This is a genomic window from Psychrobacter sp. NPDC078409 (assembly GCF_050268505.1).
Classification (GTDB): Bacteria; Pseudomonadota; Gammaproteobacteria; order Pseudomonadales; family Moraxellaceae; genus Psychrobacter.
Window position 1 is genome coordinate 327,955 of sequence record NZ_JBNNGW010000004.1, and the last position, 25,668, is coordinate 353,622.

Below are 25,668 nucleotides of genomic sequence, written 5' to 3' on the forward strand. Positions count from 1 at the left end.
TTCCTTTATACAACTTCATTTATACAACCATGACAGCGCTTAAAAGCCATTTTGTTTAAATCATTGCCTAAATCAACGGCAAACTCAGTGTCTAAACCAATATCTAAATCAGTGACTAAAAGTATCGTCTGTACGATAGCTGTATATCATCCTTGGCATCGATACGTTCTTGCCATTCGTAATTGGCATTGATACGTAGTGCTTGTTTTTTATCAATGTCGTATTGCAGCCCTAAGCTTGAGATTGGTTGCCAATAATGACCACGGACGTTGGTTTCATCGCTGTTGCCATGATACCAATATGGCACTTGCAATTCAGCTTGCGCGCGTAACTGATTGTTAATCTGATAACGGCAGCCTGCATTGATACCTGCGCCTAGACGAAAGCCTTTGTTGATACCGCGTCCTACTTGCCCTGTACCTGCCAAAAACGTATAGCACAGTTGCGGCGGCATCTCACCAGTACCTGCAACTGGTGTACCAAATGCCCATGACCAACCTTTCTCGTAACCCACGCTACCGACCAAATGATCCGTACCTGCCTCTTGCGATCCATCGTTTACTCGCGTCGCCTCGATACTGGCACCCCAAGTATTGCCTTTTTTGGCAGCATTGACAGGGTTAAAAGAACGGCCACGAATCAAAGTGATATTTTGCAAGACCACACTGTCTGGCTGTTTGGGCTTACTGTCATCTGTTTCATACAGTCGTAATGTCGCAGCCAGCCCTTCTAAATTAAAAAACTGTGGATACCCTGAGGCGTGGTCAAGCGTATCATGAAACCCCGCTCGAAACCCAATATCCATATAGTCATCGTCGCCACGCTGCCCTATACCTATCGTGCCCAACTTTAGCGGATGCCTGTCTATCGGATTATTATCCGATACGTCGATTTGACGCTTGAGTAGTGTTTGCCCATCATCTGACATGCTCGATACAGGGTTAAGCTGCGCAGACTTGATCTCATTCACGGTTTGTTTGGCACTATTATGATAGCCCAACTGCGCGCGCTGTTGTTTTTTCTCATTGAGCTGATTTTGACGTAAGGTATTATCAGCAGGTGTATAAGTGGAACTTGCCAGCAACTGCTCATCATTTAATAGTTGAATCACATCAGAAGGCACGACTGCGTAAGATAATTGGCTCAGTAGGTTTTGCTGCGGATGGACCACATCAATAAGACGTAGAATCTCAGAAGCACAATTGTCCGTGGTAAAGTAATACGGCATCTTTAATTCTTTGGTTTCCCAAACGTGGCGCATAATCTGCTGAACTTCCGCTGGCCTCAGACTCAACTGATATGTCCACGTATCACGTTCATCATCTTGCAGGTATTTCGCTAGCATCTCTGGATAAGGATCAATTTCGATAGCGCTGTTGTAACTACCAATCATTGACTTAGTAGCATAGATCGGGAAACTGTCGTTTGGATCACCGTCTACCGTATAATTCAGCGCATAAGCCTTATCGATTTTATTTGGATTGGCGATGCTCGCTTTTGAGTCAATGCGTAACAGCGTATGAGCAAACGCAGAGAGCGGATTGTCCAAGTACTCCTGCGCAAACATAATAGATAGCTGCTCAGGCGCTAATGTCGACATCCATTGATCCAATTCTGGACAGTCAGCAGATAGACTTGCAGCATCGATCGCTAGCACCTCTGCTAGCCATGCCACTCGCGCTGGAAAACGGCACAAGACAGAATTATTATTGGTATCAGTTTTTGCTTGATTGCGATCAGTTGCTGATGATGACACCAAATCTTGTGCAAGTGCCGCGAGCATCGCGTCCAACTCTGCCCCTGAATCCCGTTGACCATTTTTACTTAAAAAAAAGCTCGGGTCGTCAACCAAACTCTCGGTTTTCTTTTTACCCAATACACTGTTTTTATCATCGTAAAAATACAACAAGCGTCGCCATGTTGTATGCTGTGCCAACTTGTCTGCTTTTACTTGTTGACGCCATGTCGATAGCAGTTGGTCTGTCGCTAAACTTGGTTCAGATAAAGTACTATTTTTAATATTAGGTTCAGCACTATTAATATTATCCGACTCAGCTAATACATCCGAATTAGAATAAGTAGGTGCTGTGCTAGTAGGTGATGTGCTAGATACGTCAGGTGACAATGCATCTGATTCAAGGACGGACAGCGGCGTTGGTAAAAATGCCTGTGTTTGAGCCGAGAGTAGCAACCCTGCTATAGCCAATGGTAGACGTGCTCGCAGGCCAATGGTCATTAGCGTACAATCGATAGGTATGGACGTCAGTTTTATAGACATGAGGTAAAATCTCGCACGTTATTATTCATACGCTATCAGCGTTATTAAAGTTGCTGGGTCAAAAAATTAAACACATCGCCCACTATCGTTTAGCTACTTAGATAGATTGTCTATCACACCATTATCAATACTAGTATAAAAAGAGAGCATTATGTCTGCATCATTGCCAAACTCATCATCTACGTCGCCAATGACTATCAAAGATGGTCTACTATCAGCAGCTACTTGGCTGGCCTCACCCAATTACAATGTAAGGCCAAAAGGTTTAAGTATTAACGCTATTGTCGTACACAATATCAGCCTACCACCGAATGAATTTGGTGCCTGCGACACTAATGGCACACATTATGTAAAAGCATTATTTACCAATCAATTAGACTGGGATGACCATCCTTACTTTCAAACGATTAAAGGTGCAGAAGTGTCAGCGCATTTGTTTATCGAACGTGATGGCGCTATCACTCAGTTTGTCAATTTCAATGAACGGGCGTGGCATGCTGGGCGATCTAGCTACTTGGGTCGACCTGAATGTAATGATTATAGCATTGGCATCGAGCTTGAAGGGTCGGATTTTGTGTCCTTCACCTATGCTCAATATGAGAAGCTAGCCGAAGTAATTGCCGCCATCTATAAGGCTTATCCCAAAACACGTCGCCACTTGACAGGCCATAGCGATATCGCGCCTGGGCGTAAGACTGACCCTGGTGAGTATTTTGAATGGGCAAGGTTGCGACAGTTAGTTGCTAAGGCAGCGAAAAACGATACACCCTCGCATAAGTGATTTCCACACTCAATCCATTTATCTCAATGGTGAAAGTGATATAATTCGTCAGTTTTTCATCCATATCACATCAGCACATAACTCAATATACAACTTAGCAAGATAGGTTCTCATGGCAAAAAGTCGGTTATTTCGTTCAACCATGGTGGTCAGCAGTATGACCATGTTATCGCGTATTTTAGGTTTGGTACGTGATGTTGTATTGCTAGGGGTTTTTGGTGCAGGTGGTTTGATGGATGCCTTTTTGGTCGCCTTCAAAATCCCAAACTTCTTACGACGATTGTTTGCAGAAGGTGCGTTTAGCCAAGCTTTCGTGCCGGTACTGTCTGAATACAAAGAAAAGTACAGCTTACAACAAGTGCAGATTTTGGTCAGTCGTACCTCGGGTGCATTATTGCTAGTATTATCGATGCTGACAGTGATGGTTATCTTAATCGCACCTTGGGTGGTGACGTTGTTTGCCCCTGGGTTTGCCGATCAACCTGATAAGTTTGCCATTACCGCTGAGTTACTGCGTCTTACCTTTCCGTATTTGCTATTCATCTCTATGACAGCGTTTGCCAGTGGCATTTTGCAAAGCTACGGTCGTTTTGCAGCACCCGCTTTTGCACCAGTGTTATTGAACCTATGTATGATTGGTGGCGCACTTATTTTTGCGCCGATGTTTGATACGCCTATTATGGCACTCGGCTATGCCGTTGCTATCGCAGGTTTGCTACAGTTTTTGATTCAACTACCGCAGCTCTGGCAACAAAAGCTGCTTGTCGCACCAAAGATTGATTTTCAGCACGAAGGTGTTCGTCGAATTTTAAAATTGATGCTACCTGCTATCTTTGGTGTCTCTGTCACTCAGATAAATTTACTACTGAATACTATCTTTGCCTCATTAATGATTGGCGGTTCAGTCTCTTGGCTCTATGCAGCTGAACGTATGAGCGAGCTACCATTGGGTCTGATTGGTGTGGCAATTGGTACCGTCATATTACCAAGCCTATCAAAAAGTGAAGCTCAAAAAGACGACGTCAGTTTCAAAAAAACCATCGACTGGGCAGCACGTCTTATTATCTTAGTCGGTGTGCCTGCTTCGGCTGCCCTATTTGTACTGGCAGATGTATTAATGCAAGCACTATTTTTACGTGGTGAGTTTACCTTACGTGATGCTCAGATGAGCTCACTTGCCTTACGTAGTATGGCAGGTGGTATCTTAGGATTTATGCTTATTAAGATCTTTGCTCCTGCATTCTTTGCGCGTCAAGATACCAGAACCCCTGTCAAAATCGGCATCATCTCTGTCATCGCTAATATGATTTTTAGTGTTATTTTTATCGGGATATTTTACTTCTTAGAGATACCGCTACATGGTGGTCTGGCATTGGCTACGACTGGCGCGGCTTTTGTAAACGCAGGCTTGCTATATTACTTTCTACACAAGCGTGATATTTTCCGTTTTGGTCCGCATTGGAAAAAGCTGTTTACACAATTTGCTATCTCGACTGGCTCTATGATTGGCGTGCTGTATTTTATGCTCCCTTACTTCCCTACCGATGAGGCTCAGTGGCAGCGTATCGTCGCGCTGATTATTATGTGTGCCGTCGGAGCGCTAGTTTACGGTGTGGTATTGCTAGCAACTGGGTTCCGTCCTCGTCAGCTAAAGCACGGCTAGGATAAAGCATAAGCAAACGTATGGCAGGCTTACGAAACCAAAACAAGCCTGTTATGAGAAATGACAATGCTCGCTGCTAATAATTGTCATAATAGATCACTAATGAATAAATGACATTTGAGGTTTAATATGACAACGAAACAGCCAATCTTCCAGCGCTTACCAATTTTGCTAGCAACTGGTGTACTAAGCACTGGATTACTTATTAGCGGCTGTAGCAATAATGAGTCGGCTGAAACTGCTACCGATAATGAGGATGTAGCAGCGACCGTTGATACCTCAGAAGACGTCACATTAGACAATGATACGACTGACCAAGCAGAGATTGCTGAAAGTGGTAGCGAAACAGGCGAAATTACAGATGGCCCTGAAGATAAGACAGCGATTGATAGTGACAATATTAATCCAGTTACTGATGCGGCCAAACAAAAAAGCCTAGTGACCAATCCGACTCAAGCCGGTACTCCAGAGGATACTGTCAAGCAAGCCTTAAACAGCTTATATTACGGTGACGTGAAGGATGCGGCGTCATATTACCAAGTTGATATGGCAAACTTTGAAGAAGAGCTTGCCAATACCCAGTCTGCGTTTCAGCAAACGGTGGATGGCGTTACGATTACTGATACCAAATATAATGATGACAAAACTCGTGCCACCATCACTGGCGAGCTGATGCTAAATGGACAGAGCGAACCTGCACCACTGACCTACCAGCTACAGAAGATAGAAGGTCAATGGAAGATTTTGGGTTAGAGCATCTTAAGTTAAATTGTTTCAGACGCTTTATCTGAGATATCGTCTGATGTGACTGCTTTGCCAAGCATCACAACATCAGCGATAAACCCTTCCATATCGCAAACTTCTGGCATATAGCCCCATTGTTCAAAGCCAAGCTTACGAAATAATCCTAAGCTTGGATGGTTATGAGCAAAGACAAGGGCGATAATATTTCGAATACCTAGGCTTGGTGCTTGCGTCAACATCCAACGGGTCAGCAAACTGCCTAACCCTTTGCCTTGATAATCTTGATTTAGATAAATGCTAATCTCGGTACTGATATGATAGGCAGTACGTGCGTACAAATCACTAAAGCTGCCCCATGCGACTATCGGTGCCTTTGTTTGATCTATATTATTTGATGGTAATGCCTTGACCACATATATCGGTCTGGTTGCACTATCCAAATGCTCTTCAAACCAAGCGGCACGCTCTTCTAGCGTAACCAATGCAAGATTGGCTGTTGCTTGTTTGCCCGGTATGCTTTGATTATAAATGGCTAAGACTTCTGCTAAATCTTCTTTATTTGCACGCTGCACAACGAACTGATCGGTGAGCTGATATGTCGATAGTTCGGTTGGTATAGTATTTAAGGCAGCAGCAGACATAAGATCTCCATCGTTGTCGAGATTGTTGTTAGGTTTGGTATTAGCATCATTGGCAATAAAGAATAGCCACCCTATGCGCCATACTTGCATTACACGTAGACTATAGGATGTTAGTGTGGCTATTTTACTTTATAATGGCTGGTTTTAGACACATCAATTTTAAGCATAGATGTGTTTTTTCGTTTTTTATTTGGTCTCATCATAGCTGAAAACTTATGAAAACCTATTTTCTTGAGCAACTGATTTCGTCGCCACACACTTCATCTACGGACACTGTCCCAGTAGAGTTGGCATTTTGCGTGCTCACTATCGGCAATTTCGACGGTGTGCATCTTGGTCACCAAGCCATGCTAGCCCAAGTTCGTGAAATTGCGCATACCCAAGATTTGGGTGCAGCGGTCATGATATTTGAGCCGCAGCCACGTGAGTTTTTTGCACCTGCCAAAGCGCCTGCACGTTTGACCAATCTGGCAGAGAAGCAAGCTCTGCTAGCAGAATATGGCGTTGAGACATTGATCGTAGCAGGTTTTGATACAGAGTTTCGCTCGCTATCAGCACAAGCATTTGCCGATATATTAGCCAAGCGTTTGAACGTCAAAGCATTGGTGCTAGGTGATGACTTCCGCTTCGGCCATGACCGTACTGGCGACAGTCAGTTTTTGCGTGGTTATGGCTTGGATGTGACCAACCTGCATACGGTCACTGATAATAGTACTGATAGCGACAGTGTTGATACGACCGATAACGACGCTGCCCGTATCAGCTCTACTCGTGTTCGTGACTTACTATTGGCAGGTGATCTTCAAGCAGCCAACAGGTTACTTGGTCGTGACTATGCAATTACAGGAGTGGTTGTGCGCGGCGATCAGATAGGTCGAACAATAGACTTCCCTACCGCAAATATCGATTTACAACGTATAAAGCCTGCCCTGCATGGTATTTTTGCAGTCGACGTGGTGAGCTTAGATGAAAATGGTAATGTGATCGCTAATGGCTTGACTACGCTTGCCACCGATAGTCATACAGGTGTTGCCGGTTTGCGTCCGCATAGTTTGTTCGGCACGGCTAATATTGGCAAAAGACCTTCTGTTGATAAAGGTGATGACTGGCGACTAGAAGTCCACTTTCCGCAGTTACAAGCTGATTTATACGGACTGAACTTACACGTACGTTTCCTACACTTTTTGCATGGTGAGCGTCGCTATGATGGAATAGAAGCATTAAAAGCAGGTATTCATCAAGACGTCGCAGATCTACTTGAGTGGCGCGACAAGCAAATTTAAAGTTTAGTGTTAGTCCAGACATAAAAAAACCCTGCGATATTAAGACTATCGCAGGGTTTTTTATAATATCGTTATAAACTTCTATGCGTCAGGATGTAAACGAACATTTAGCTCATCAATGGTTTCTACCCATGCTGCATCTTTTTGCCACTCTTCCTGCAGGAACATACGCTGATTATCCGTCCAAATGCTAGCCTCTGTCAGTTTTTCTTCGCTAGCCAATTGGTTTGCTGCAATAAAATTATCAATTGCTTCATCAGAGCTGTCCAGACCTAACTGAGCAAATAACTCATTCATACTATATTCTGGTTCACCCAACATAAATTTCTCCTTAAATGGTACGAATAGGATCGTACTTATTGTTTAATGTGCTTATTATTCAAATTGACATATTCATTGTAGCAAGCTTTATTTTAATAGCTGTTAATCAACGTTTATCTAACGTTATCAATTGTATTAACGGTAAATTGCTCTTATCAGTTTAAAATATTGATTAAGTTGATTTCATCTGCCTATTTCTTATAGACATAAAAAAGCCCTCACATTTAAGAGGGCTTTTTTGTACTACTTATCTTTACTACTTAAATCATAGCTTACTGGATAGCAGCTTAGATTTACGGTAGTAAATGTGCTACTGCATCACGCTCTTCGCTAAGCTCTTGCTCAGTGGCAGCCATTTTCTCTTTAGAGAAATCTGATGATACGTCAACGCCGTCTACGATAGACCAGTCGCCGTTAGTGCATGTGCATGGGAATGAGTAGATCAAACCTTCAGCAATACCGTATTCGCCGTTTGAGTAAACGCCCATAGATACCCAATCGTTTTCATCAGTACCTAGCGCCCACGTACGCATGTGTGCGATAGCAGCGTTGGCAGCAGAAGCCGCAGATGATGCACCGCGAGCTTTAATAATCGCAGCACCGCGCTGTTGTACTTCTGGGATATAAGTCGCTTCGTACCATTCACGATCAACTAAATCTAGCGCAGGCTTGCCGTTTACCGTACAAGCGGTTAGATCTGGATACTGAGTTGACGAATGGTTGCCCCAGATGATCATTTTCTTCACGTCATTTACAGTGCTGTCAGTCTTGCCAGCCAACTGTGCCATAGCACGGTTGTGGTCTAGACGAGTCATTGCAGTGAAGTTGCGTGGATCAAGATCTGGTGCATTGCGCTGAGCGATAAGTGCGTTGGTGTTGGCAGGGTTACCGACTACCAATACTTTTACATCACGACTAGCGACTTCGTTCAATGCTTTACCTTGTGCTGAGAAAATCGCAGCGTTGGCTTCTAGCAAATCTTTACGCTCCATACCTGGGCCACGAGGACGTGCACCAACCAGTAAAGCATAATCGATATCTTTGAATGCGACATTAGCATCGTCAGTTTGGACGATACCAGCCAACAATGGGAATGCACAGTCTTCTAGTTCCATGACCACACCCTTTAGGGCGTCAAGAGCTGGCGTAATTTCAAGTAATTGCAAAATAACTGGCTGATCTTTACCTAGCATCTCGCCAGATGCAATACGAAATAGCATCGCGTAGCTGATATTACCAGCGGCACCAGTGACGGCAACACGTAAAGGCTGTTTCATTGACATTGAATACTCCCTAATTAATTATTAGATAATTCTAATGAACGATTATCATTTTAGATATCGACTTGTTTGCCGCATAGCAGCATGTATAAACCGAGAGCTAGTGTAGCACTTCATCGCAGTGACCGTCTAGATACAGTCATAGACCCGTCAGGGATTATATTGTTACATTTTATACGAGAGGAGTTATATAGAGGCTAAGCGCTTACGGATAAAGCGCTAGAGGGCTTTAGCACATGATAACTAAAGCACATTTTCACTATGCTATACGTAGATATAATGGTCAAAATAGGCAATTTGCACCATTAAATTCGGCTAAGTGAAATGGAAAACGGTATCAAAAAATAGGTTTAAGCAGATAACTAGGTAAAGGTTATCGTCCACCTGAAATGATAAATTTACTGCCACAGCTGTCTACAACGTCATGACAAGTGCCAAAGTCACTACCTTCATAACATACGTGTATATCAGTGAGTATCGATTGGCGACGGCTGCCTTCTTGACAGATAAGATCCACACTATTTGAAGACATACCACTATTGAGGCGGGTCATTTGACTGATAAATCGTGATTTGGAAACGGTATAACTATTACCAGTATTTAGCTCATTCGGTAATTTTAATCCACCTGCATAGTTAGTAATCTGGCGGAAGTAACTGCTGGCGCTAAGCGGACTACAAGCCCCGTAACGTTGCCACGTTTGGCTACGTACCGTTGTGTCAGGCATGATTCGGTTAACGACTTTTAGTTGTAGCGGGGTAAGACGTGGCTCACTACCGCGACCGCAGCGCTCACCATATCCCATATCCAGACCAGATACGGTCAATGAATACCCTTCTAAACACTGACGCATACGTGCCCGCGTTGGCTGCATATTACATAATGCTGGGGTCATCTCAATCATCAATACGCGCTGACCAGTCTTAACCGTGTTAGCCGCCTGTGCTGGTAGCAGTACAATACCTTGTATAAGCAGTAAAGCGCCAAAGCTCATCGTTGCTTTGATACTACCTACGCTATGTTTGCTATCCAACCCTGCACACAATTGCACCATAGAGTTAGCGACCTTATTGCTGAGGTTAGTATCTGTCTTTGTATTTGCCTTCGATAAAAAGCATATCCGATTAGATAACGAATATTTGGTCTTTGGCGACGTAGACAGACTAAAATATTTTTTGATCATAGGACTGAGGGCAGTTAGTTAGCAATGATAAGACATAGGCTATAACTTAAATCATTAGACGCGATACATAAAACACGCATTGACCTAAGAACAAGACTGAAAAATAGGGTTTCCCATTAAGGCAATGGTAACAAAACGTTTTTTTTAATCTATAGCAAAAACGTAAACGTTGACGACATCGTCAGGAAGATCGATAAATGTTGATAAAGCACTGAAGGATGACGGCTGTGAAATTTACCTTAGCCAAATGAATGCTACTTTGGCAAATCAGAGTTGATCAATTGACAATTAGCAAAGCAAATCAGCAGATAAAAATAAACCACTAACAATAAATCATTAGTGGTTTATCAAATACAAGTTCAGTGATTAAAATCCAGCTGGCACCGTACCCATACGCTGAGTAATCGGCTGACCACGACCCAACAGACTGCTATAAATAGTGGCGTTTTCCATTACGTGTTTGACATAGTTACGTGTCTCAGGAAATGCAATCGACTCTACATATTGATCTGCGGCGAGCGAACCATAAACTGGCTGCCAGCGTTTGGCATTGTTAGGACCAGCGTTATAGCCTGCAGTTGCCAATACTGGCTGATAATTGAGTTTACCCAAGATATCACCCATATACCACGTACCATAGCGGATATTAGTATCACCACTGTTGGCACGGCTTGCACTATACGTCTCACCTAGGTTACGAGCAATATACTTCGCGGTATCAGGCATGACCTGCATCAGTCCACTCGCGCCTACGTTTGAGCGCGCAGAAGATACAAAACGGCTTTCTTGACGCATGATACCGTACGCCCACGCTGGATCAATACCCGCTGACTCACTATAACGTACGACTGCGCTTTGATGCGGCATCGGATGCGAAAGTGCTAAGCTATCCACTCTATCAGTATTATCAACGGCATAAATCGCTCGATCGAGCCAGCCCATATCATAGGCTTGACGAGCAGCGGCAATAATCAAATTGTCATCACGATTGTCACGAGCTTGCTTCACTGCCCAGTTCCACTCGCGGTTGGCATAAGCACGACTAGCCTCAGAGTTATATAACGCAAACGCACGAGCAAAGTTAGCATCTTGCATGACGCGCGCGCGGTCAGCGGTACTGACATTCGGCAAGTTACTACCGCCTAGGCGGCTAGCATCAAAACGCTGCCCTATTTTATCTTTTGCCATCAAACCATAGTAGTCATTACTCTTTGATAAGTTTTGATACATTTTTTTGGACGTATTACGCTTACTACTATCGCTTGACTGCTCGTACGCACGAGCCAGCCAATACTGCCATTGGGCTTCTTTTTGGGTTTCGCCATCCATTTTTGAGATGGCTTCTACCACATCATCCCAACGACTGAAGCGAATCGCTGCCATAGCGTAATCTTCAGCTTCTTCAAAATTAAAGTCATTGTCCAAACTGTTGCGGAACCAATCCACTGCTTCAGCGTTAAAACCATCATCAGTGTTGTGATTCATACGCTGCACGCCAAGCGTACGATAAGCATAGCGTCGGGTTTCGTCATTCAACAATTTGACCGCGCGCTGATTGTCTTGTCTGATATCAAAGTCTAACTGTAGCGCCGCCTCACGATAAGACTTGTCAGCCATACGGCCGATTGCGTACATATATAGGTATTGATTGGTTTGGCTTGCAGGCTCACGACCAAAACGGCTAAAGAAAGAAGACGGGTTTAGCTGAATTTCACTGAGCGCAGAATAAGCAATTGGCGTACCAAGGCGTGAGGACAACGCCATAATATCGCCGGTCTTGCCTTTACGTAGCATACGCTTGAGACGAGCCGCACGATCTTGATTACTAATCAACGCGTTGTTGTTCATCTCCATCGCTAGCTGATCACACAATGCTGGTTGCTTTTTGGTGGTTAGCCACACATCAGATTTGGCTGCCATAGCACGCATAGTATCACCGCCATTATTAAACCCAAGCGCAACGGCACAGCGCTCACTGGCATCCGCATTGGTAATCAAATTGGCTACCTGTCTAACCGAGGCATAATCATTCGATCCTGCTTTGGTCTCCGCAAAATCAGCCACCAATTTCTCAGCCATAACCGTATCTGGATACTGACGCACAAACTGCGAGACAGCTGCTGAACTCTGTGAATTGAGGTCTAGATTCATGCGCCAATAAGTCGGATACATCGCAAACAACCCGCCGCTCATGACTTGCTCATAGTTATAGAGCGCACTTACATCACCGCGATCGGCGGCGATAGCGGCTGCCATAAATGAGTCGATACTGCTGTCTTGCTGATAATCTTGTTGATAGTTACTTTCTTGTTGGTAGCTTTCCTCATCGCCCCACGTCAACTCGGCACAAGCGACCTGTGACACGCCAAGTGCACTGACCGCTGTTGCCACGCTCAACGCGCTCAGCCGTAGCGTACCTACTGTGATTCGCTTTGACGCGTGTTTTTGACTGATAGACTCTTCATCCTTGATGCTATGCGCAACACGCAACTTTGTCATACTGACTCTCTTTATGATATCTCTACAAATATGTGAATAACGGTTCGCTAAGTACCGCCAAGGGTATAGCAATCATCATACTATACTCATTGTGCTTTCAACTATCTCCTTTACCTTTTGTTAATAAATAGGACAGCACGGTGTAACATAGAAGTGATAGCGAGCCGCAGTTTTTATGAATAGTAATATGAACGACAGTAAATAATTGATACTGCTATGAATTATTTATCGTATTGATACCTCATCGCCTGTGCTAATTTTTCACATTGGCACAGGGTTGTGATAAAATACGCCACCTGTTAATCGGCTACTTCGCTATATTTTTGGTCAATCATGGACTTATCCTTATGAGTGTTACTGTATTCAATCCCCGCATCGATGACGATGCTGTTGCTGAGACGACTGTCACCGCACGTGCTGTCACTGCACTCAAAGAAGCAAGTTCAGCCCAAGCACCCGTCGAAAAAGCAGCGACAAAAAAGGTCTTTGTCACCACCCAAGGCTGTCAGATGAATGTCTATGACTCTGGCAAAATGCTAGACGTGTTAGGCGACTCACATGGTATGGAAGTGACTCATGATATCGATGAGGCCGATGTACTACTGATGAACACTTGCTCTATCCGAGAAAAAGCGCAAGAAAAAGTCTTTTCAGAATTGGGCCGCTGGCGCAAACTAAAAGAAAAACGCCCTGACCTCGTCATTGGCGTCGGTGGTTGTGTGGCCTCACAAGAAGGCGATAACATTCAAAAACGCGCGCCTTATGTCGATATGGTATTTGGCCCACAAACCTTGCATCGCCTGCCAGAGCTATACGATCAATCAAACGAACAGCGTGAAATCGCACCTAAGAATCGTATCGGCACAATTGACGTGTCATTCCCTAGCATTGAGAAGTTTGACTTTTTGCCTGAGCCAAGAGTAGAAGGCTATAAAGCCTTTGTCTCTATCATGGAAGGCTGCTCAAAATATTGCTCATTCTGCGTGGTACCTTATACCCGCGGCGAAGAGTTATCCCGTCCACTTGATGACGTATTGGCAGAGATTGACAGCCTTGCCGCTCAAGGTATCCGTGAAATCAACCTGTTGGGTCAAAACGTCAACGGCTATCGTGGCGAAAAAGACGATGGCAGCATTTGCCGTTTCGCTGAGCTATTGCATTATGTCTCGCATGTCGACGGTGTCGAGCGTATTCGCTATACGACCAGCCATCCGCTAGAGTTCACTGATGACATCATTGATGCCTATGCACAATTGCCAGAGCTGGTTTCACACTTACATTTACCGGTTCAGAGTGGCTCAAACGCTATCTTGGCAGCGATGAAGCGCAACCATACGATTGATGTTTATATCAATCAGATTAATAAGCTAAAGGCCATTCGTCCAGATATTCACTTGTCGAGTGACTTTATCATTGGCTTCCCAGGTGAGACCGATCAAGACTTCCAAGATACCTTAAACTTGGCGAAAGAGTTGAACTTCGATCACTCTTATAGCTTTATCTATTCTAAGCGACCAGGTACGCCAGCCGCTGAGTTGCCAGATGATGTAAGCTTCACCACCAAGAAAGCTCGCTTGGCTGAATTCCAGAAAGTCATCATTGACTCAACGCTTGCCAAAACTCATGAAATGGTCGGCACCACTACTCGCGTCTTGGTTGAACAAGTCGCCAACCGTCATCCTGATTGCTTAATCGGTACGGCAGATAATACTCGTACCGTTATGTTCCCTCATGATGTTGAGAAAATGGATGAGCTGTTGGGTAAACTTGTGAGCGTACGTATTACTGATTTCGTCAGTCCGCACATGGTGAAAGGTGAGCTAATCGAAGTATTGGCCTAGTGGTTAAGGTAACAATGGTTAAATTATAAGTTTGAGTAAGAATAAAAAAGCCGTTCACTATAATAGCGAACGGCTTTTTTTGTTGTTTAAATTTAAGATTAAGATGAATGATTGCTACTCCGATAGCCAATCTGTCTTCCGTAACTGCTGCTTGGTCTCGCGGCGACGTTTTTTTCGGACGATGTCGATATCTTCTTTCTCATGAATACCACCTTTTCTTAACAGTGGATCCAGAGCCAAATAATTACGTGGTTTGACAGTACCTAGCGAGTGTTGCACGCCTGTCTCAGCTTTCTGTTCTAACTGTCGTTCAATCTGTTTGGCCTTTTTTAACGTTTGTTTTAAGCTCATGTTGTTACCTGTTCTTTGATTTTCCTGAGATGCCAATGCCGAAAATCACCTTAGCGAGGAAAACGAGCGCAAATTGTACATCCAGTACATTAAGCAAGTTTGACAACGCTAAGAGGATTTGCAGGCTTGGTATTAGCCTTTAATACACATAACTTGCTTCAGCGTATGCACCACCTCAACCAAGTCAGCTTGATTGGCCATCACTTCATCAATGTCTTTATACGCTCCGGGTATTTCATCGATGACGCCTTTATCTTTGCGACATTCGACGCCATCCGTCTGCGCTTTTAGCTCGTCGATGGTGAACGCTCGCATGGCTTTACCACGGCTCATCTGTCGCCCTGCGCCATGTGAACATGAGCAAAACGATTCCGCCTCGCCCAGACCACGTACGATAAAAGACTTTGCGCCCATAGAGCCTGGAATAATACCAAGCTCACCTTCATAAGCACTGATCGCGCCTTTACGCGTCACATAGACTTGCTCACCGAAATGCACCTCTTCATTGACATAATTATGATGACAATTGATGGCTTCTTTGGTCAGCTGAAACCGTGGCAACCCCGCTTGTGGCGACTGCAATGACTTAATGACGAGACGCATCATCTCACGGCGGTTCTCTAACGCGTAGTCCTGCGCCCAACCCACTGCTTCGACATAATCGGCAAAGCTATCAGACCCTTCGGCAAAGTAAGACAAATCTCGATCTGGCACATGGCCAAAGCGCGATTGACGTTCTTTTTTGGCAAGGTTGATGAAATAACGACCGATACAGTTACCAATACCGCGACTGCCAGAATGCAGCATTACCCAGACATCATTGTTTTCATCCAAGCACAGCTCAATAAAGTGATTACCACCGCCCAATGTACCCAACTGCTTTGCCCAAGTACGCTCAAAACCTTTGAGCATTTTAAGCAAACCCGGGTGTTTATCAGTAATCGGTTTCAGGCGTTTTCCTAGTGGATCAAGCGTTGAGTTCTTGGCTTGGATTTGCTTATGCATATTGAAGCCGACTGGCACTTGTTGTTCAACGATCGATCGTAACGACCGTAAGCTATCAGGCAGATCACTTGCCGTCAGGGACAAACGTACTGCGTTCATACCACAGCCAATGTCTACCCCAACTGCGGCAGGAATGATGGCGGACTTGGTCGGAATCACGCTGCCGACTGTTGCGCCTTTGCCAACGTGCACATCGGGCATCACTGCAATGTGTGAATGCACAAACTCTAGCTGGGCTAAATTGCGTAACTGCTGCATCGCACCTTGCTCAATATCCGAGGTATAAATTTTGACTGGTACGCCATGTTTACTATTTTCATTTAATACTAATTGAATGCTCATAATTTGTTATTTCCATTTTGTTATCTTTATAACCATACATTTTTATAATTACCATTTTTTATAATTTTTAGACATTACTTATCCGTCTCAATTAAACGAAACGTTTAATAAGAAATAAAATTAATAAATTATAAAATTTAGGCAATAAAAGACCGTATTCTTATTAATTAAAAAAATCAATAAAAATTCATAGTTAATTTATTATGGACATTTTAAAGAAATATAATATAGATCAGAACCGTCGGCCACAGCGTAAATATTATACGCATAGAAAAGCTTTAGCTAAATCATAGCCTGAGTCGCTTTATTAGCAATAACGGTAAAGAAAAATGTTAGGCAAACAGATAACAGCAGGCGCAATATAGCTTAGCACGATCGCAGAGCAAATTTGGCACAGTAGACTTAGAAAAGAGATAGCGCAAGTAGATACAGAAGGCTATTCGTTGATATCGATAGATGGGATATCACTCAATAGCTTATATAAAAATTTAGCCAAACCTTTTCGAAGGTGTCATTGCTGTCATGTGGTTTACACATTCAATCTTTAAAAACGTCTTGGTAGTTATATAGGACACGATGATTCCTCCATAGGTTGTGGCTAATGTCAGGACGACAATAGCAGGTTAATTGAAACGATTTATCGCTTATGAAACATAAGCGATATAAATCAATGAGCCAATAATAACGATTTAAAAATTAAAGTCAATAATTAATTTGGCTTGTATAGAAAATAATTTAATAAACGTGTGTTTAATTAATCACTTTAATTTGAAATATTATCGGTATTTTTTAAGCTATAAAACTATTTAACACTTCAGCCAATAAAGCAGCAGCGATAATTATAAATATTACCCCACATCCACGATTGAGCCAAGCTAAGCGATTACCCACATCGAGCCAGCTTGCTAGCTTCTTGCCACCTAGCGTATATACGATTTGCCAAATCGTTTCGCTCAAAAACAAGCCGATGGTCAATAGGACATATTGTGGCCATAGTGGCGCACTAAAATTGATAAATTTAGGGAAAAAGGCCGCAAAGAACAAGATAGCTTTTGGATTAGATAATGACACCCAAACACCAGTACGAAACAAGGTCATGTTGCTCGGCGCTATTTTAGTAGCAGCACTAGAGAGCGAACGCGGCTGTGGTGTAGGCAATCCATCAGTGGCAGCATAGTCTGCTGCTACCTCGGCACTCAACTCTTTAGCATCACTCATCAAGCTACCGTCACCAGCATCGCGCCAAGAGCTGATACCCAAATAGATTAAATATACCGCACCCACAGCCTTGATAATGGTCAGTAGCCACGGTGACTGGCGACTAATTACGTCCAAGCCAAGCAGTGTCGATAGCAGTAATGCAAACAAACCAAGGCTCAGACCTGCCAGCGTCCATAAGGTTCGTTTGACGCCATAGTTCATGCCATACTGAAATGCCAGCAGCATATTAGGACCAGGAGTCGCTGAGATAAAAAACGTACTTGCGAAAAACACTGCAAACAGATGCCAAGACATCAACCCACCCCTACTTTGTCATGTGTAAATGGTTCTAATACGAACGGCTATACGACTTAAATATGCGACTAAAAAATAAACACCGCCATTCAGACGGTGTCACTTATACCTATATGTCAAAAAAGTCTCGCAAAAATTCTTAAAGGAACGACACGCATTCTTCTGAATAATTATGACTGCATGGACGGCTGAGTCGTACAGCTATCTAACAATTTCTTTAAAAACGCATCGCAGCGTTCAATTTCGCTAAGCTCCACATACTCATCCGCTTTGTGCGCCTGCTCAATACTACCAGGGCCACAGATAATCGTTGGGATACCTGCATTGGTAAACTGACCGCCTTCAGTCGCGTAAGCCACTTTATGACGCTCATCATCTCCTGTCAGCGCAGCGATCAATGATTGCAACTCAGCACTATCGTCATCTGTCATTGCTGGGACGCTTTCTTCTTGCATCAGCTCAATACCAGTCTCTGGCGCGCGTGCTTGCATTTGGGCATTTAGCTCAGCGACTTTTGCCTGAATGGGCGCTAGTATATCGTCTTGTGTCATGTGCGGCAGGTTACGATAGTCAAAGGTGAACTCGCACAGATTGGGCACGATATTAGTCGCTGTACCACCATGTATGGTACCTACTGACAATGTTGAATAAGGCACTGTAAATAACGCATCGTTATCATCACGAGCGCTCAGCTCTTCAGCAAGCGTATCTACATAGCCAACCAATCTGCTCGCGTAGCTAATAGCATTGACACCTTGTGCAATCAATGACGAATGCGCCGACTTGCCATGTACACGGCAACGATAAACTGCGATGCCTTTATGTGCAACTACCATAGCCATGTTAGTGGGCTCACCAACGATACAATAATCAGGCGTGATACCGCGTGCTTTTAGGTCTGCCAAAATCAATGGCGCACCCAAACAACCAACCTCTTCATCGAACGACAATGCCAAATGCAACGGACGACGTAGCTGACCGCTATTCGATAACTGCACGGCTTGCGGCAATAACGTGAGCGCACAAGCGATAAAGCCCTTCATGTCACATGCACCGCGACCATATAGCTTATCACCACGTATCGTCGCGGTAAATGGCTCTGAAGACCACGCTTGTCCATCGACTGGCACAACGTCAGTATGACCTGATAAGACCAGACCGTTATTGATAATATCAGCGTTTTCACCAGCTGGTACAGTCACAAACAAGTTAGCTTTGGTTTTAGCTTCATTAAAGGTCAAATCTACCGTCAAACCCATCTGCTCACAGTATGACTTTACATCGTTAATCAAGGCCAAATTAGAGTGACGACTGACCGTATCAAAGGCGATGAGACGTGTTAGCCAATCGAGGCTCTGAGTAGGGTGCTCGACACTTTTCATCTGAACATCGCTGCTACTATCAACGTTATCGCTATTACTGACATTGTCGCTATTACTACTGTTATTTTGGATCATAAAATATCCTTACTACAATTTTCAGAACTATGATGTGTCAGAGCTGCCTTACGATGGATTGTTATGATTCATCACATCAACCACTGGCGGCATTGGTTTTGGTAGCTTACCTTCTGCCTGTAGCTCTTTAGTTGTTTTGGCATCGATAGACAAACCTGCGATGAGCGCGATACCTTTGACAGCCTTACGCTTACGTGTGGCAAAGCTTACTGGTACCATACGAGCAAATTCATAGATATAAAGATAAGACTCTTCGCCACCTTCAAAATCTTCATCATCTTCGAGACGAATTGCGCCAATCTTAGCCAAATCAGATAGCATCTCGTTTTCTTCACTGGTCAAACCACAATCAGTAATACCAAAACCGGTCATAAAACCGTTTGCCCACTGTTTCAAAGCCATCACGCGCTCGTATAAATCATGTTCATCATCCGGGATGAGCGGCATGTACGCGTAGGCATCATCTTTGTCTTTTAGCTGAAACACGATGTCTTCCGCTTCTTCTGTCAGCAAGGTCAATGCAGGCTCCGGTAATGGAGCAAAGCTAAGCTCCTCAAACACCTTAGCCCAAGTTGCTTCGTCCGGCGCATTACAAGCCGTCATAAGCCCTGTCATCATGCCATGCACTTCGCTGATAGACACGTCAGTCCAATCATCAAACGCAGTCAGCCAAGTATTCCAGCCAGAGATATTATCATTCATAATAGATGTCCTAGTAATTGATTACTGCTCATAAAATAAAAATAGTCGCGATAAAATGTCATGAACAAATCATCGAAAAATAAAAGTGAAAAGACAAAGCCTGATGCTTGTAATTACTTTGTTGATATAGATATTATGCGGTCACCTATGGCATTATTAAATGCAGCGAACAAAATTCATTCACGCTTACTTGTTAAGGATAAAAACTGACTATGTATGATCAACTTAGAATATTAGAAAAAATGGTACTCGACATCAAAAAACAGTATCAGCTTGTCAGTGCTGAACTTAGCAGCTTAAAACAACACCCTGTTACTGATTCAAAAGAATTTGCCGCACTAAAAACCAAATTAGATAACAGTCATAACGAACGTGACGGTGCCAAAAAACAATTGAACGATCTCGACAAGCGCTATCAGAGTCTTGCAGAAGCGCACCATATGATCGGTGAAGAACAAGACAAACTGCAAAAACAGATCAGCCAATTACAACAACAAAACAGCGAGCTGCAACAACACAATAATGAGCTAAAGCAGCAGTATAGCGATATCAAACAACAAAACAGTGAACTACAAAAGAAGAACCAATTGGCAGCCGAGCGTACGCAAGTCGTATTACAACGCCTAACTCGTATCGATCAAGCAGAAGGCTAACGCATTCTTGTAGCAGATAGCAAAGACGTACTGTTTATTCAACTGCCAAATGCTATTTGTAAAATCTGATATCACTCATTTCACTGACCAGACATTGTAGGATTTATCATGACCGATGACCAAAGCAAATCGATAGAAAAACAACCAAAAAATACTCAAGCGCCAAGTGCACCAGTAACAAGTGCGCCAGCGCAAAAAACAGCACCAGCAGCATCAAATATATCAAGCGCCATGGCACAATCTAATACCAAAACACCTAAAGCGCCAGAACCACAAATCAAGAAAGTCGATATTGCGATTGCTGGGGTTACTTATCCAATCTTTTGTCCAGTACATGAGCAAGAAGAGCTACTGTCAGCGGTTTCGTATATCAACAACTATGCGCTCGATCTAAAAAGAGATGCGCCAAGCCTTAGCCAAGAAAGCATACTGGTACTGTGCTGCTTAAACTTGTATGAAAAAATCCATGCCAATCAAAGAAGTGATGAAGATCGCTTGCAGAAAGACAAACAGTCCGAGGCATTGCTCAATAAAATCATGAAAGATGCTCATTCTATTCTGTAGATGCATCGTACTGTATTAAACACATAAGCGCCTAGCCAATAAAGTTAGGCGCTTTTTTTGGTCAATTATTTGTCTAGTTATGCATAAGGCGTGTAGGTCTTGCCTGCATGAAAGTCTGCCTGATGTTCATAATTGCAAAAGAATAACTCTTGGTTCGCTTCAACATTGCCATCGGTAGCTGTACTTGGTTTGGTTTCAAGTACACCGCGATATTCAGCCAAGCTGTTGCCACAGAAATTACACTGACGCGGAGTGGTCACATCCCCTTCTTTTGGCATCATGCTTTTAGGTGCACGCGGGTACATAAACTTATAAAAAGCCCACATTGAAGCCCAAATAATAAGGATGACGATAATAACAGCAAACACGGCAGTGCTCCTTCGATGACGGGTAAACGTGAGAAATAATGAAATCTACTAAATAAAATTATTTAACAAGTCTTGATAGCATAAATTTTACCGTCAATAATAGCGATAATACAATGCTTTTACCGTTTAATTGCTGATTGCACTAATTGACTGGTTATATCCACTAGATAAACCTACCAACAAATCCGTCAATTGTATAACAAAAAAACCTGGCCACGATAAGCCAGGTTTTTTATCAAAAGTAACCGTCAATTTAAAACAACAATCAGGTTAAAGTAACTATCAGGTTTTAGCAGGGTTACAGCTGTAGCTCACTGATATCAGCTACCGTCAAGAACAAGGCACGAACTTGCTTTAGCAATGCCAAGCGATTGTTTTTAAGCGCAGCATCTTCACTGTTGACCATTACTTGATCAAAGAACTGGGTCAACGGCTCATCTAAGCTAGCCAGCGTTTGCAATACTTGCGTATAGTCTGCTTGCTCAAGCAATGGTTGTACCACTGTCTGTGCTTGCTTCACATTTGCATATAAGTTTTGCTCAGCAGATTCAGACAATAGCGCTTCATCGACTGTATCAGCCACACTTACTTCTGACTTGGCCAATATATTAGCAACGCGTTTGTTTGAATCAGCCAACATCGACGCTTGTGACAGCTCGCTAAATGCTTGAACTGCACGGATACGCTGATCAAAATCAAGCGGCATATGCGGGTTAATCGCTTGCACTGCTTGAATCGTATCGACGCTAACGCCCTGTTCTGTATACATCGCACGATAGCGCGAGTTTAGGAATGCCATGACTTGGGTAAAAGTATCACCCATTTTGGCAATCTTACTTCCTTCAGCATCGCTATAGCCTTTAATCGCTTGCTCAACGAGCGCAACTAGATTAATCGGCAACTGCTTTTCGATCAAAATACGCAAGATACCAATAGCAGAACGACGTAAACTAAACGGATCCTTTGAACCCGTCGGTGCTTGATCAATCGCAAAAATACCAACGAGCGTATCTAAACGATCAGCCAATGCTAAGCAGATGCCAATCGGTGTCTGTGGTAATACATCACCGCTAAACTTGGGCAGGTACTGCTCTTCTAAACTGGCAGCGACCGCTTCTGGCTCATCATTCAAACGTGCATAATAAGTACCTGCGATACCTTGTAATTCAGGATATTCGCCGACGAGCGAGCTGGCCAAATCTGCTTTAGACAAAATACCCGCACGTACGGTTTCATCGACATTGATATCGTGGCCTTGCTGCTGCATCAACGTGGCGATAAACGCAGCAAGCTTAGCAATACGCTCAGACTTCTCCCAAATCGTACCCAACTTATCTTGGAATACGCGATTTTTTAGGCTTTCTGTGAGCGCAAACAACGGCTGCTTTTGATCTTGCAAGAAGAAAAACTCTGCATCAGCCAAACGTGGACGCACAACTTTTTCATTACCTTCGATAATCTGGTTAGGATCTTTTGATTCAATATTGGTAATAAAGATAAAGTAAGGCTGTAATTTGCCAGTTTTATCGGTTAAGCAGAAATATTTTTGATCCGCTTGCATGGTCGAGATAAGTGCCTCTTGCGGTACTTGTAAAAAGCGCGCTTCAAAGCTTGCTCGTAGCGCAATCGGGAAATCAACCAATGCGGTGACTTCGTCCAACAAATCCTGCGGTACGATGGCATCGGAATTAACCTCATCCGCTAAAGCTTTTACTTGGTTTTTGATCAGCATTTGACGCTTATCAAAATCTGCTACTACTTTCAGACCGTCTAGCAATTGCTCGTAATCATTGGCATGAGCAATGTTATGGTAGTCAGGGCTGTGGAAGCGATGACCACGCGTTTGCGTACCAGTCTGATGACCTTGGATAGTGGCATCGATGACAGTATCATCCTGCATTAATACTGCCCACTGTACTGGACGCACAAACTCGTTGCGGCTAGCACCTGAGCGCATACGCTTAGCAATCGGCAGATTATCTAGCGCGGTTTGAAAAATTGCAGGCAGTAACTCAGTGGTCGCTTGACCACGGATAGTCTGCTCAAAACCGACATAGTCACCTTTGTCGGTATTAATCGTCGTAAGCTCGCTGGCTTCAATACCCAAGCCTTTGGCAAAGCCCATGGCCGCACGTGTTGGGTTACCCTCTGCATCGAACGCCGCTTTAATCGCTGGTCCGCGTTTTTGCTCAGTACGATCAGGCTGCTTATCGCTAATACCTTGAATCTGAATGGCCAAACGGCGCGGAGCAGCAAAGGCTTTGATACTATCAAAGGTGATATCTGCTGCCGTCAATTGCTCAGTGACACTGGCTTGTAGCGCATCACGTAATGGTTTTAGGCTCTTTGGAGGTAGCTCTTCACACCCCAGTTCAAATAGAATAGTACTCATGGGATGCTCCTATTTATCGTTAGTAGATTGGTTCGTGTCAGTAGTTTCTTTTGCTGAGTTGTCTGCTGCTAAGCTGTCTGCTGCCACGTCTTCTTTTGGTAAATACTTATCGAGTGCGGCTTGGCGATGCTCTTCATCAGCCAACGGAAAGCCCAATTTGGCACGAGCTTCGACATAACCAAAAGCAACCTTACGAGCAAGCGTACGCACACGTAGGATAAAACGCTGACGCTCAGTCACTGAAATAGCGCCGCGTGCATCAAGTAAGTTAAACGCATGAGATGCTTTTAGTACCATCTCATAAGCTGGTAGTGGCAATCCTGCATCGACCAATTTGTCGGCTTGTTGCTCATAAAAGTCAAACATCTCACCCATCATTGGCACATCAGCGTGCTCAAAGTTGTAGGTAGACTGCTCGACTTCGTTTTGATGAAAGACATCGCCATACGTAACACGGCCAAACTCACCGTCTGCCCAGACCAAATCATAAACGCTATCGACGCCCTGTACGTACATGGCCAATCGCTCAAGCCCGTAAGTGATTTCGCCAGTGACTGGGAAACATTCAATACCGCCAACTTGTTGGAAATAGGTGAACTGCGTGACTTCCATACCGTTTAACCAGATCTCCCAACCAAGTCCCCACGCACCAAGCGTTGGCGACTCCCAGTTGTCTTCTACAAAGCGCACATCATGCACCAATGGATCAATACCAATGGCTCGTAGTGAGTCCAGATACAGCTCTTGGATATTAGGTGGATTTGGCTTTAGCACGACTTGGAACTGATAATAATGCTGCAGGCGGTTCGGGTTATCACCATAGCGCCCGTCAGTAGGACGACGTGATGGCTGTACATACGCCGCATTCCAGCGCTCAGGACCTAACGAGCGCAAAAACGTCGCGGTATGAAAAGTACCTGCACCGACTTCCATGTCGTAGGGCTGCAATACAACGCAGCCTTTATCGGCCCAATAATTTTGCAAAGTTAAGATTAAATCTTGAAAAGTCATCGGTTGAGAGTCTTTATCTTGTGTCATCGGGGTTATCGCTTGGGATGTCATAGTTTCGGTTTTCATAGTAAAGCCACTGTGAAATGAGTATTATTAAATAAATCTCTGATAGCGCTCGCGCGACCTATTCGGCAACGACTCTATCTGCCTGCTCACCTTACTAAAAATTGACTATTTTATCCATATTTACATCAACTAAATTTGCATAGTGGGCACAAAACCTCAGTTGTATAGCGTATTTTTAGGCAAATCATCATGGAAGTCGCACTAATACAATAAATAAAAAAATACCCAAATGCGCTAGCATTCGGGCAGGAGGAAAATTGTATCTTGGGCATCCTGATTAATCAGGCTTTTTATTTTTTGGAGGTCTACTGTTTTTAGCAACTACGTCTAACTTAAACTTGACTCTTTAACTGGTTCAAAAAACCTAATTCTAAAAAAGCTAATTTTGAAAAAAATTATCAGGCTCCTATTATTGATAAGACTGACTATTAGCTTTTGGCATGATTATCCATAGGATGATATAAATCAAAATGCCTGGTACTGCTGCGCTTAACGATGAGATAATGACAAATAATACTCTCACCCATGTTGGCGACCAACCAGCATATTCTGCAATGCCACCCATCACACCTGCTATCATGCGATTGTTTGGTGAGCGATGTAATTTTGCTAACTTAGCCAAATCAAATACCTCTCTATTTTCTATTCTTGTTTATTTTTTATTCTATTTTTCTGATTGTCTTACGTATTTAGCTAAAACATTATCTTGCTTTGCTAACTTACGAATC

The 25,668-nt window shown here is 43.6% G+C and carries 22 protein-coding genes; 7 read left to right on the plus strand and 15 right to left on the minus strand.

Going from position 1 to position 25,668, the window contains the following annotated elements:
• Positions 1-115: 115 nt before the first annotated feature.
• Positions 116-2,278, minus strand: a complete 2,163-nt coding sequence (locus tag ACQKC9_RS10180) for a DUF4105 domain-containing protein (RefSeq protein ID WP_427621680.1) — start codon at positions 2,276-2,278, stop codon at positions 116-118.
• Between the two features lie 151 nt (positions 2,279-2,429).
• Between ACQKC9_RS10180 and ampD the strand changes: the two genes are divergently transcribed.
• The 3 genes from ampD to ACQKC9_RS10195 all read left to right on the plus strand — a co-directional run bounded on the left by ampD (position 2,430) and on the right by ACQKC9_RS10195 (position 5,475).
• The gene (ampD, locus tag ACQKC9_RS10185; protein ID WP_427621681.1) at positions 2,430-3,059 is read left to right on the plus strand and encodes a 1,6-anhydro-N-acetylmuramyl-L-alanine amidase AmpD; all 630 of its coding nucleotides are present in this window, start codon (positions 2,430-2,432) and stop codon (positions 3,057-3,059) included.
• Positions 3,060-3,171: 112 nt separating this feature from the next.
• Positions 3,172-4,722, plus strand: a complete 1,551-nt coding sequence (gene murJ / locus ACQKC9_RS10190; protein WP_427621682.1) for a murein biosynthesis integral membrane protein MurJ — start codon at positions 3,172-3,174, stop codon at positions 4,720-4,722.
• A 129-nt stretch (positions 4,723-4,851) separates the two neighbouring features.
• Positions 4,852-5,475, plus strand: coding sequence for a hypothetical protein (locus ACQKC9_RS10195; RefSeq protein ID WP_427621683.1), 624 nt, complete (start codon positions 4,852-4,854; stop codon positions 5,473-5,475).
• 11 nt (positions 5,476-5,486) lie between these two features.
• Here the strand turns inward: ACQKC9_RS10195 and ACQKC9_RS10200 are convergent, their stop codons facing one another.
• Complete coding sequence (locus tag ACQKC9_RS10200; protein WP_427621684.1) at positions 5,487-6,107, minus strand: N-acetyltransferase family protein; 621 nt, start codon at positions 6,105-6,107, stop codon at positions 5,487-5,489.
• A gap of 215 nt (positions 6,108-6,322) precedes the next feature.
• Here ACQKC9_RS10200 and ribF point away from each other — a divergent pair, with 215 nt between their 5' ends.
• The gene (gene ribF, locus ACQKC9_RS10205) at positions 6,323-7,390 is read left to right on the plus strand and encodes a riboflavin biosynthesis protein RibF (protein ID WP_427621686.1); all 1,068 of its coding nucleotides are present in this window, start codon (positions 6,323-6,325) and stop codon (positions 7,388-7,390) included.
• Between the two features lie 81 nt (positions 7,391-7,471).
• On the opposite strand, the gene ACQKC9_RS10210 is transcribed toward ribF, so the two are convergent.
• The 4 genes from ACQKC9_RS10210 to ACQKC9_RS10225 all read right to left on the minus strand — a co-directional run bounded on the left by ACQKC9_RS10210 (position 7,472) and on the right by ACQKC9_RS10225 (position 12,673).
• Positions 7,472-7,711: a DUF2789 domain-containing protein gene (locus ACQKC9_RS10210; protein ID WP_057761462.1), complete on the minus strand. Its 240-nt coding sequence runs from the start codon at positions 7,709-7,711 to the stop codon at positions 7,472-7,474.
• A gap of 293 nt (positions 7,712-8,004) precedes the next feature.
• Entirely contained in the window at positions 8,005-8,994 is a 990-nt protein-coding gene (locus tag ACQKC9_RS10215; RefSeq protein ID WP_179797575.1) for a malate dehydrogenase, read from the minus strand.
• 370 nt (positions 8,995-9,364) lie between these two features.
• Positions 9,365-10,045 carry a ribonuclease T2 gene (locus ACQKC9_RS10220; protein ID WP_427621687.1) on the minus strand — a complete coding sequence of 227 codons (681 nt, stop codon included), beginning with the start codon at positions 10,043-10,045 and terminating at the stop codon, positions 9,365-9,367.
• Positions 10,046-10,540: 495 nt separating this feature from the next.
• On the minus strand, positions 10,541-12,673 hold the full coding sequence (locus ACQKC9_RS10225; protein ID WP_427621688.1) for a transglycosylase SLT domain-containing protein: 2,133 nt from the start codon (positions 12,671-12,673) through the stop codon (positions 10,541-10,543).
• A 347-nt stretch (positions 12,674-13,020) separates the two neighbouring features.
• Here ACQKC9_RS10225 and miaB point away from each other — a divergent pair, with 347 nt between their 5' ends.
• The gene (gene miaB, locus ACQKC9_RS10230; RefSeq protein ID WP_160022363.1) at positions 13,021-14,514 is read left to right on the plus strand and encodes a tRNA (N6-isopentenyl adenosine(37)-C2)-methylthiotransferase MiaB; all 1,494 of its coding nucleotides are present in this window, start codon (positions 13,021-13,023) and stop codon (positions 14,512-14,514) included.
• Positions 14,515-14,628: 114 nt separating this feature from the next.
• On the opposite strand, the gene ACQKC9_RS10235 is transcribed toward miaB, so the two are convergent.
• The 5 genes from ACQKC9_RS10235 to ACQKC9_RS10255 form a co-directional block, all read right to left on the minus strand.
• Positions 14,629-14,865 (minus strand): hypothetical protein, encoded by a 237-nt coding sequence (locus tag ACQKC9_RS10235; RefSeq protein WP_404693384.1) that lies wholly within the window; start codon positions 14,863-14,865, stop codon positions 14,629-14,631.
• A 132-nt stretch (positions 14,866-14,997) separates the two neighbouring features.
• Complete coding sequence (locus ACQKC9_RS10240; protein ID WP_427621690.1) at positions 14,998-16,212, minus strand: RtcB family protein; 1,215 nt, start codon at positions 16,210-16,212, stop codon at positions 14,998-15,000.
• A 789-nt stretch (positions 16,213-17,001) separates the two neighbouring features.
• Complete coding sequence (locus ACQKC9_RS10245; RefSeq protein ID WP_427621691.1) at positions 17,002-17,727, minus strand: LysE family translocator; 726 nt, start codon at positions 17,725-17,727, stop codon at positions 17,002-17,004.
• Positions 17,728-17,897: 170 nt separating this feature from the next.
• Complete coding sequence (gene argE, locus ACQKC9_RS10250) at positions 17,898-19,109, minus strand: acetylornithine deacetylase (RefSeq protein WP_427621821.1); 1,212 nt, start codon at positions 19,107-19,109, stop codon at positions 17,898-17,900.
• A 123-nt stretch (positions 19,110-19,232) separates the two neighbouring features.
• Complete coding sequence (locus tag ACQKC9_RS10255) at positions 19,233-19,886, minus strand: UPF0149 family protein (RefSeq protein ID WP_427621692.1); 654 nt, start codon at positions 19,884-19,886, stop codon at positions 19,233-19,235.
• 212 nt (positions 19,887-20,098) lie between these two features.
• On the opposite strand from ACQKC9_RS10255, the gene ACQKC9_RS10260 reads away from it, so the two are divergent.
• Both ACQKC9_RS10260 and ACQKC9_RS10265 read left to right on the plus strand, forming a co-directional pair.
• Positions 20,099-20,539, plus strand: a complete 441-nt coding sequence (locus tag ACQKC9_RS10260; protein WP_057761479.1) for a hypothetical protein — start codon at positions 20,099-20,101, stop codon at positions 20,537-20,539.
• A 108-nt stretch (positions 20,540-20,647) separates the two neighbouring features.
• Positions 20,648-21,103: a cell division protein ZapA gene (locus tag ACQKC9_RS10265; protein ID WP_427621693.1), complete on the plus strand. Its 456-nt coding sequence runs from the start codon at positions 20,648-20,650 to the stop codon at positions 21,101-21,103.
• Between the two features lie 77 nt (positions 21,104-21,180).
• Here the strand turns inward: ACQKC9_RS10265 and ACQKC9_RS10270 are convergent, their stop codons facing one another.
• The 4 genes from ACQKC9_RS10270 to ACQKC9_RS10285 all read right to left on the minus strand — a co-directional run bounded on the left by ACQKC9_RS10270 (position 21,181) and on the right by ACQKC9_RS10285 (position 25,562).
• Positions 21,181-21,471 carry a hypothetical protein gene (locus ACQKC9_RS10270; protein ID WP_224737782.1) on the minus strand — a complete coding sequence of 97 codons (291 nt, stop codon included), beginning with the start codon at positions 21,469-21,471 and terminating at the stop codon, positions 21,181-21,183.
• Positions 21,472-21,769: 298 nt separating this feature from the next.
• Positions 21,770-23,863, minus strand: a complete 2,094-nt coding sequence (gene glyS, locus ACQKC9_RS10275) for a glycine--tRNA ligase subunit beta (protein ID WP_427621694.1) — start codon at positions 23,861-23,863, stop codon at positions 21,770-21,772.
• A gap of 9 nt (positions 23,864-23,872) precedes the next feature.
• On the minus strand, positions 23,873-24,874 hold the full coding sequence (gene glyQ, locus ACQKC9_RS10280) for a glycine--tRNA ligase subunit alpha (RefSeq protein ID WP_102092582.1): 1,002 nt from the start codon (positions 24,872-24,874) through the stop codon (positions 23,873-23,875).
• A gap of 475 nt (positions 24,875-25,349) precedes the next feature.
• Entirely contained in the window at positions 25,350-25,562 is a 213-nt protein-coding gene (locus ACQKC9_RS10285) for a PspC domain-containing protein (RefSeq protein WP_057761485.1), read from the minus strand.
• Positions 25,563-25,668 lie beyond the last annotated feature (106 nt).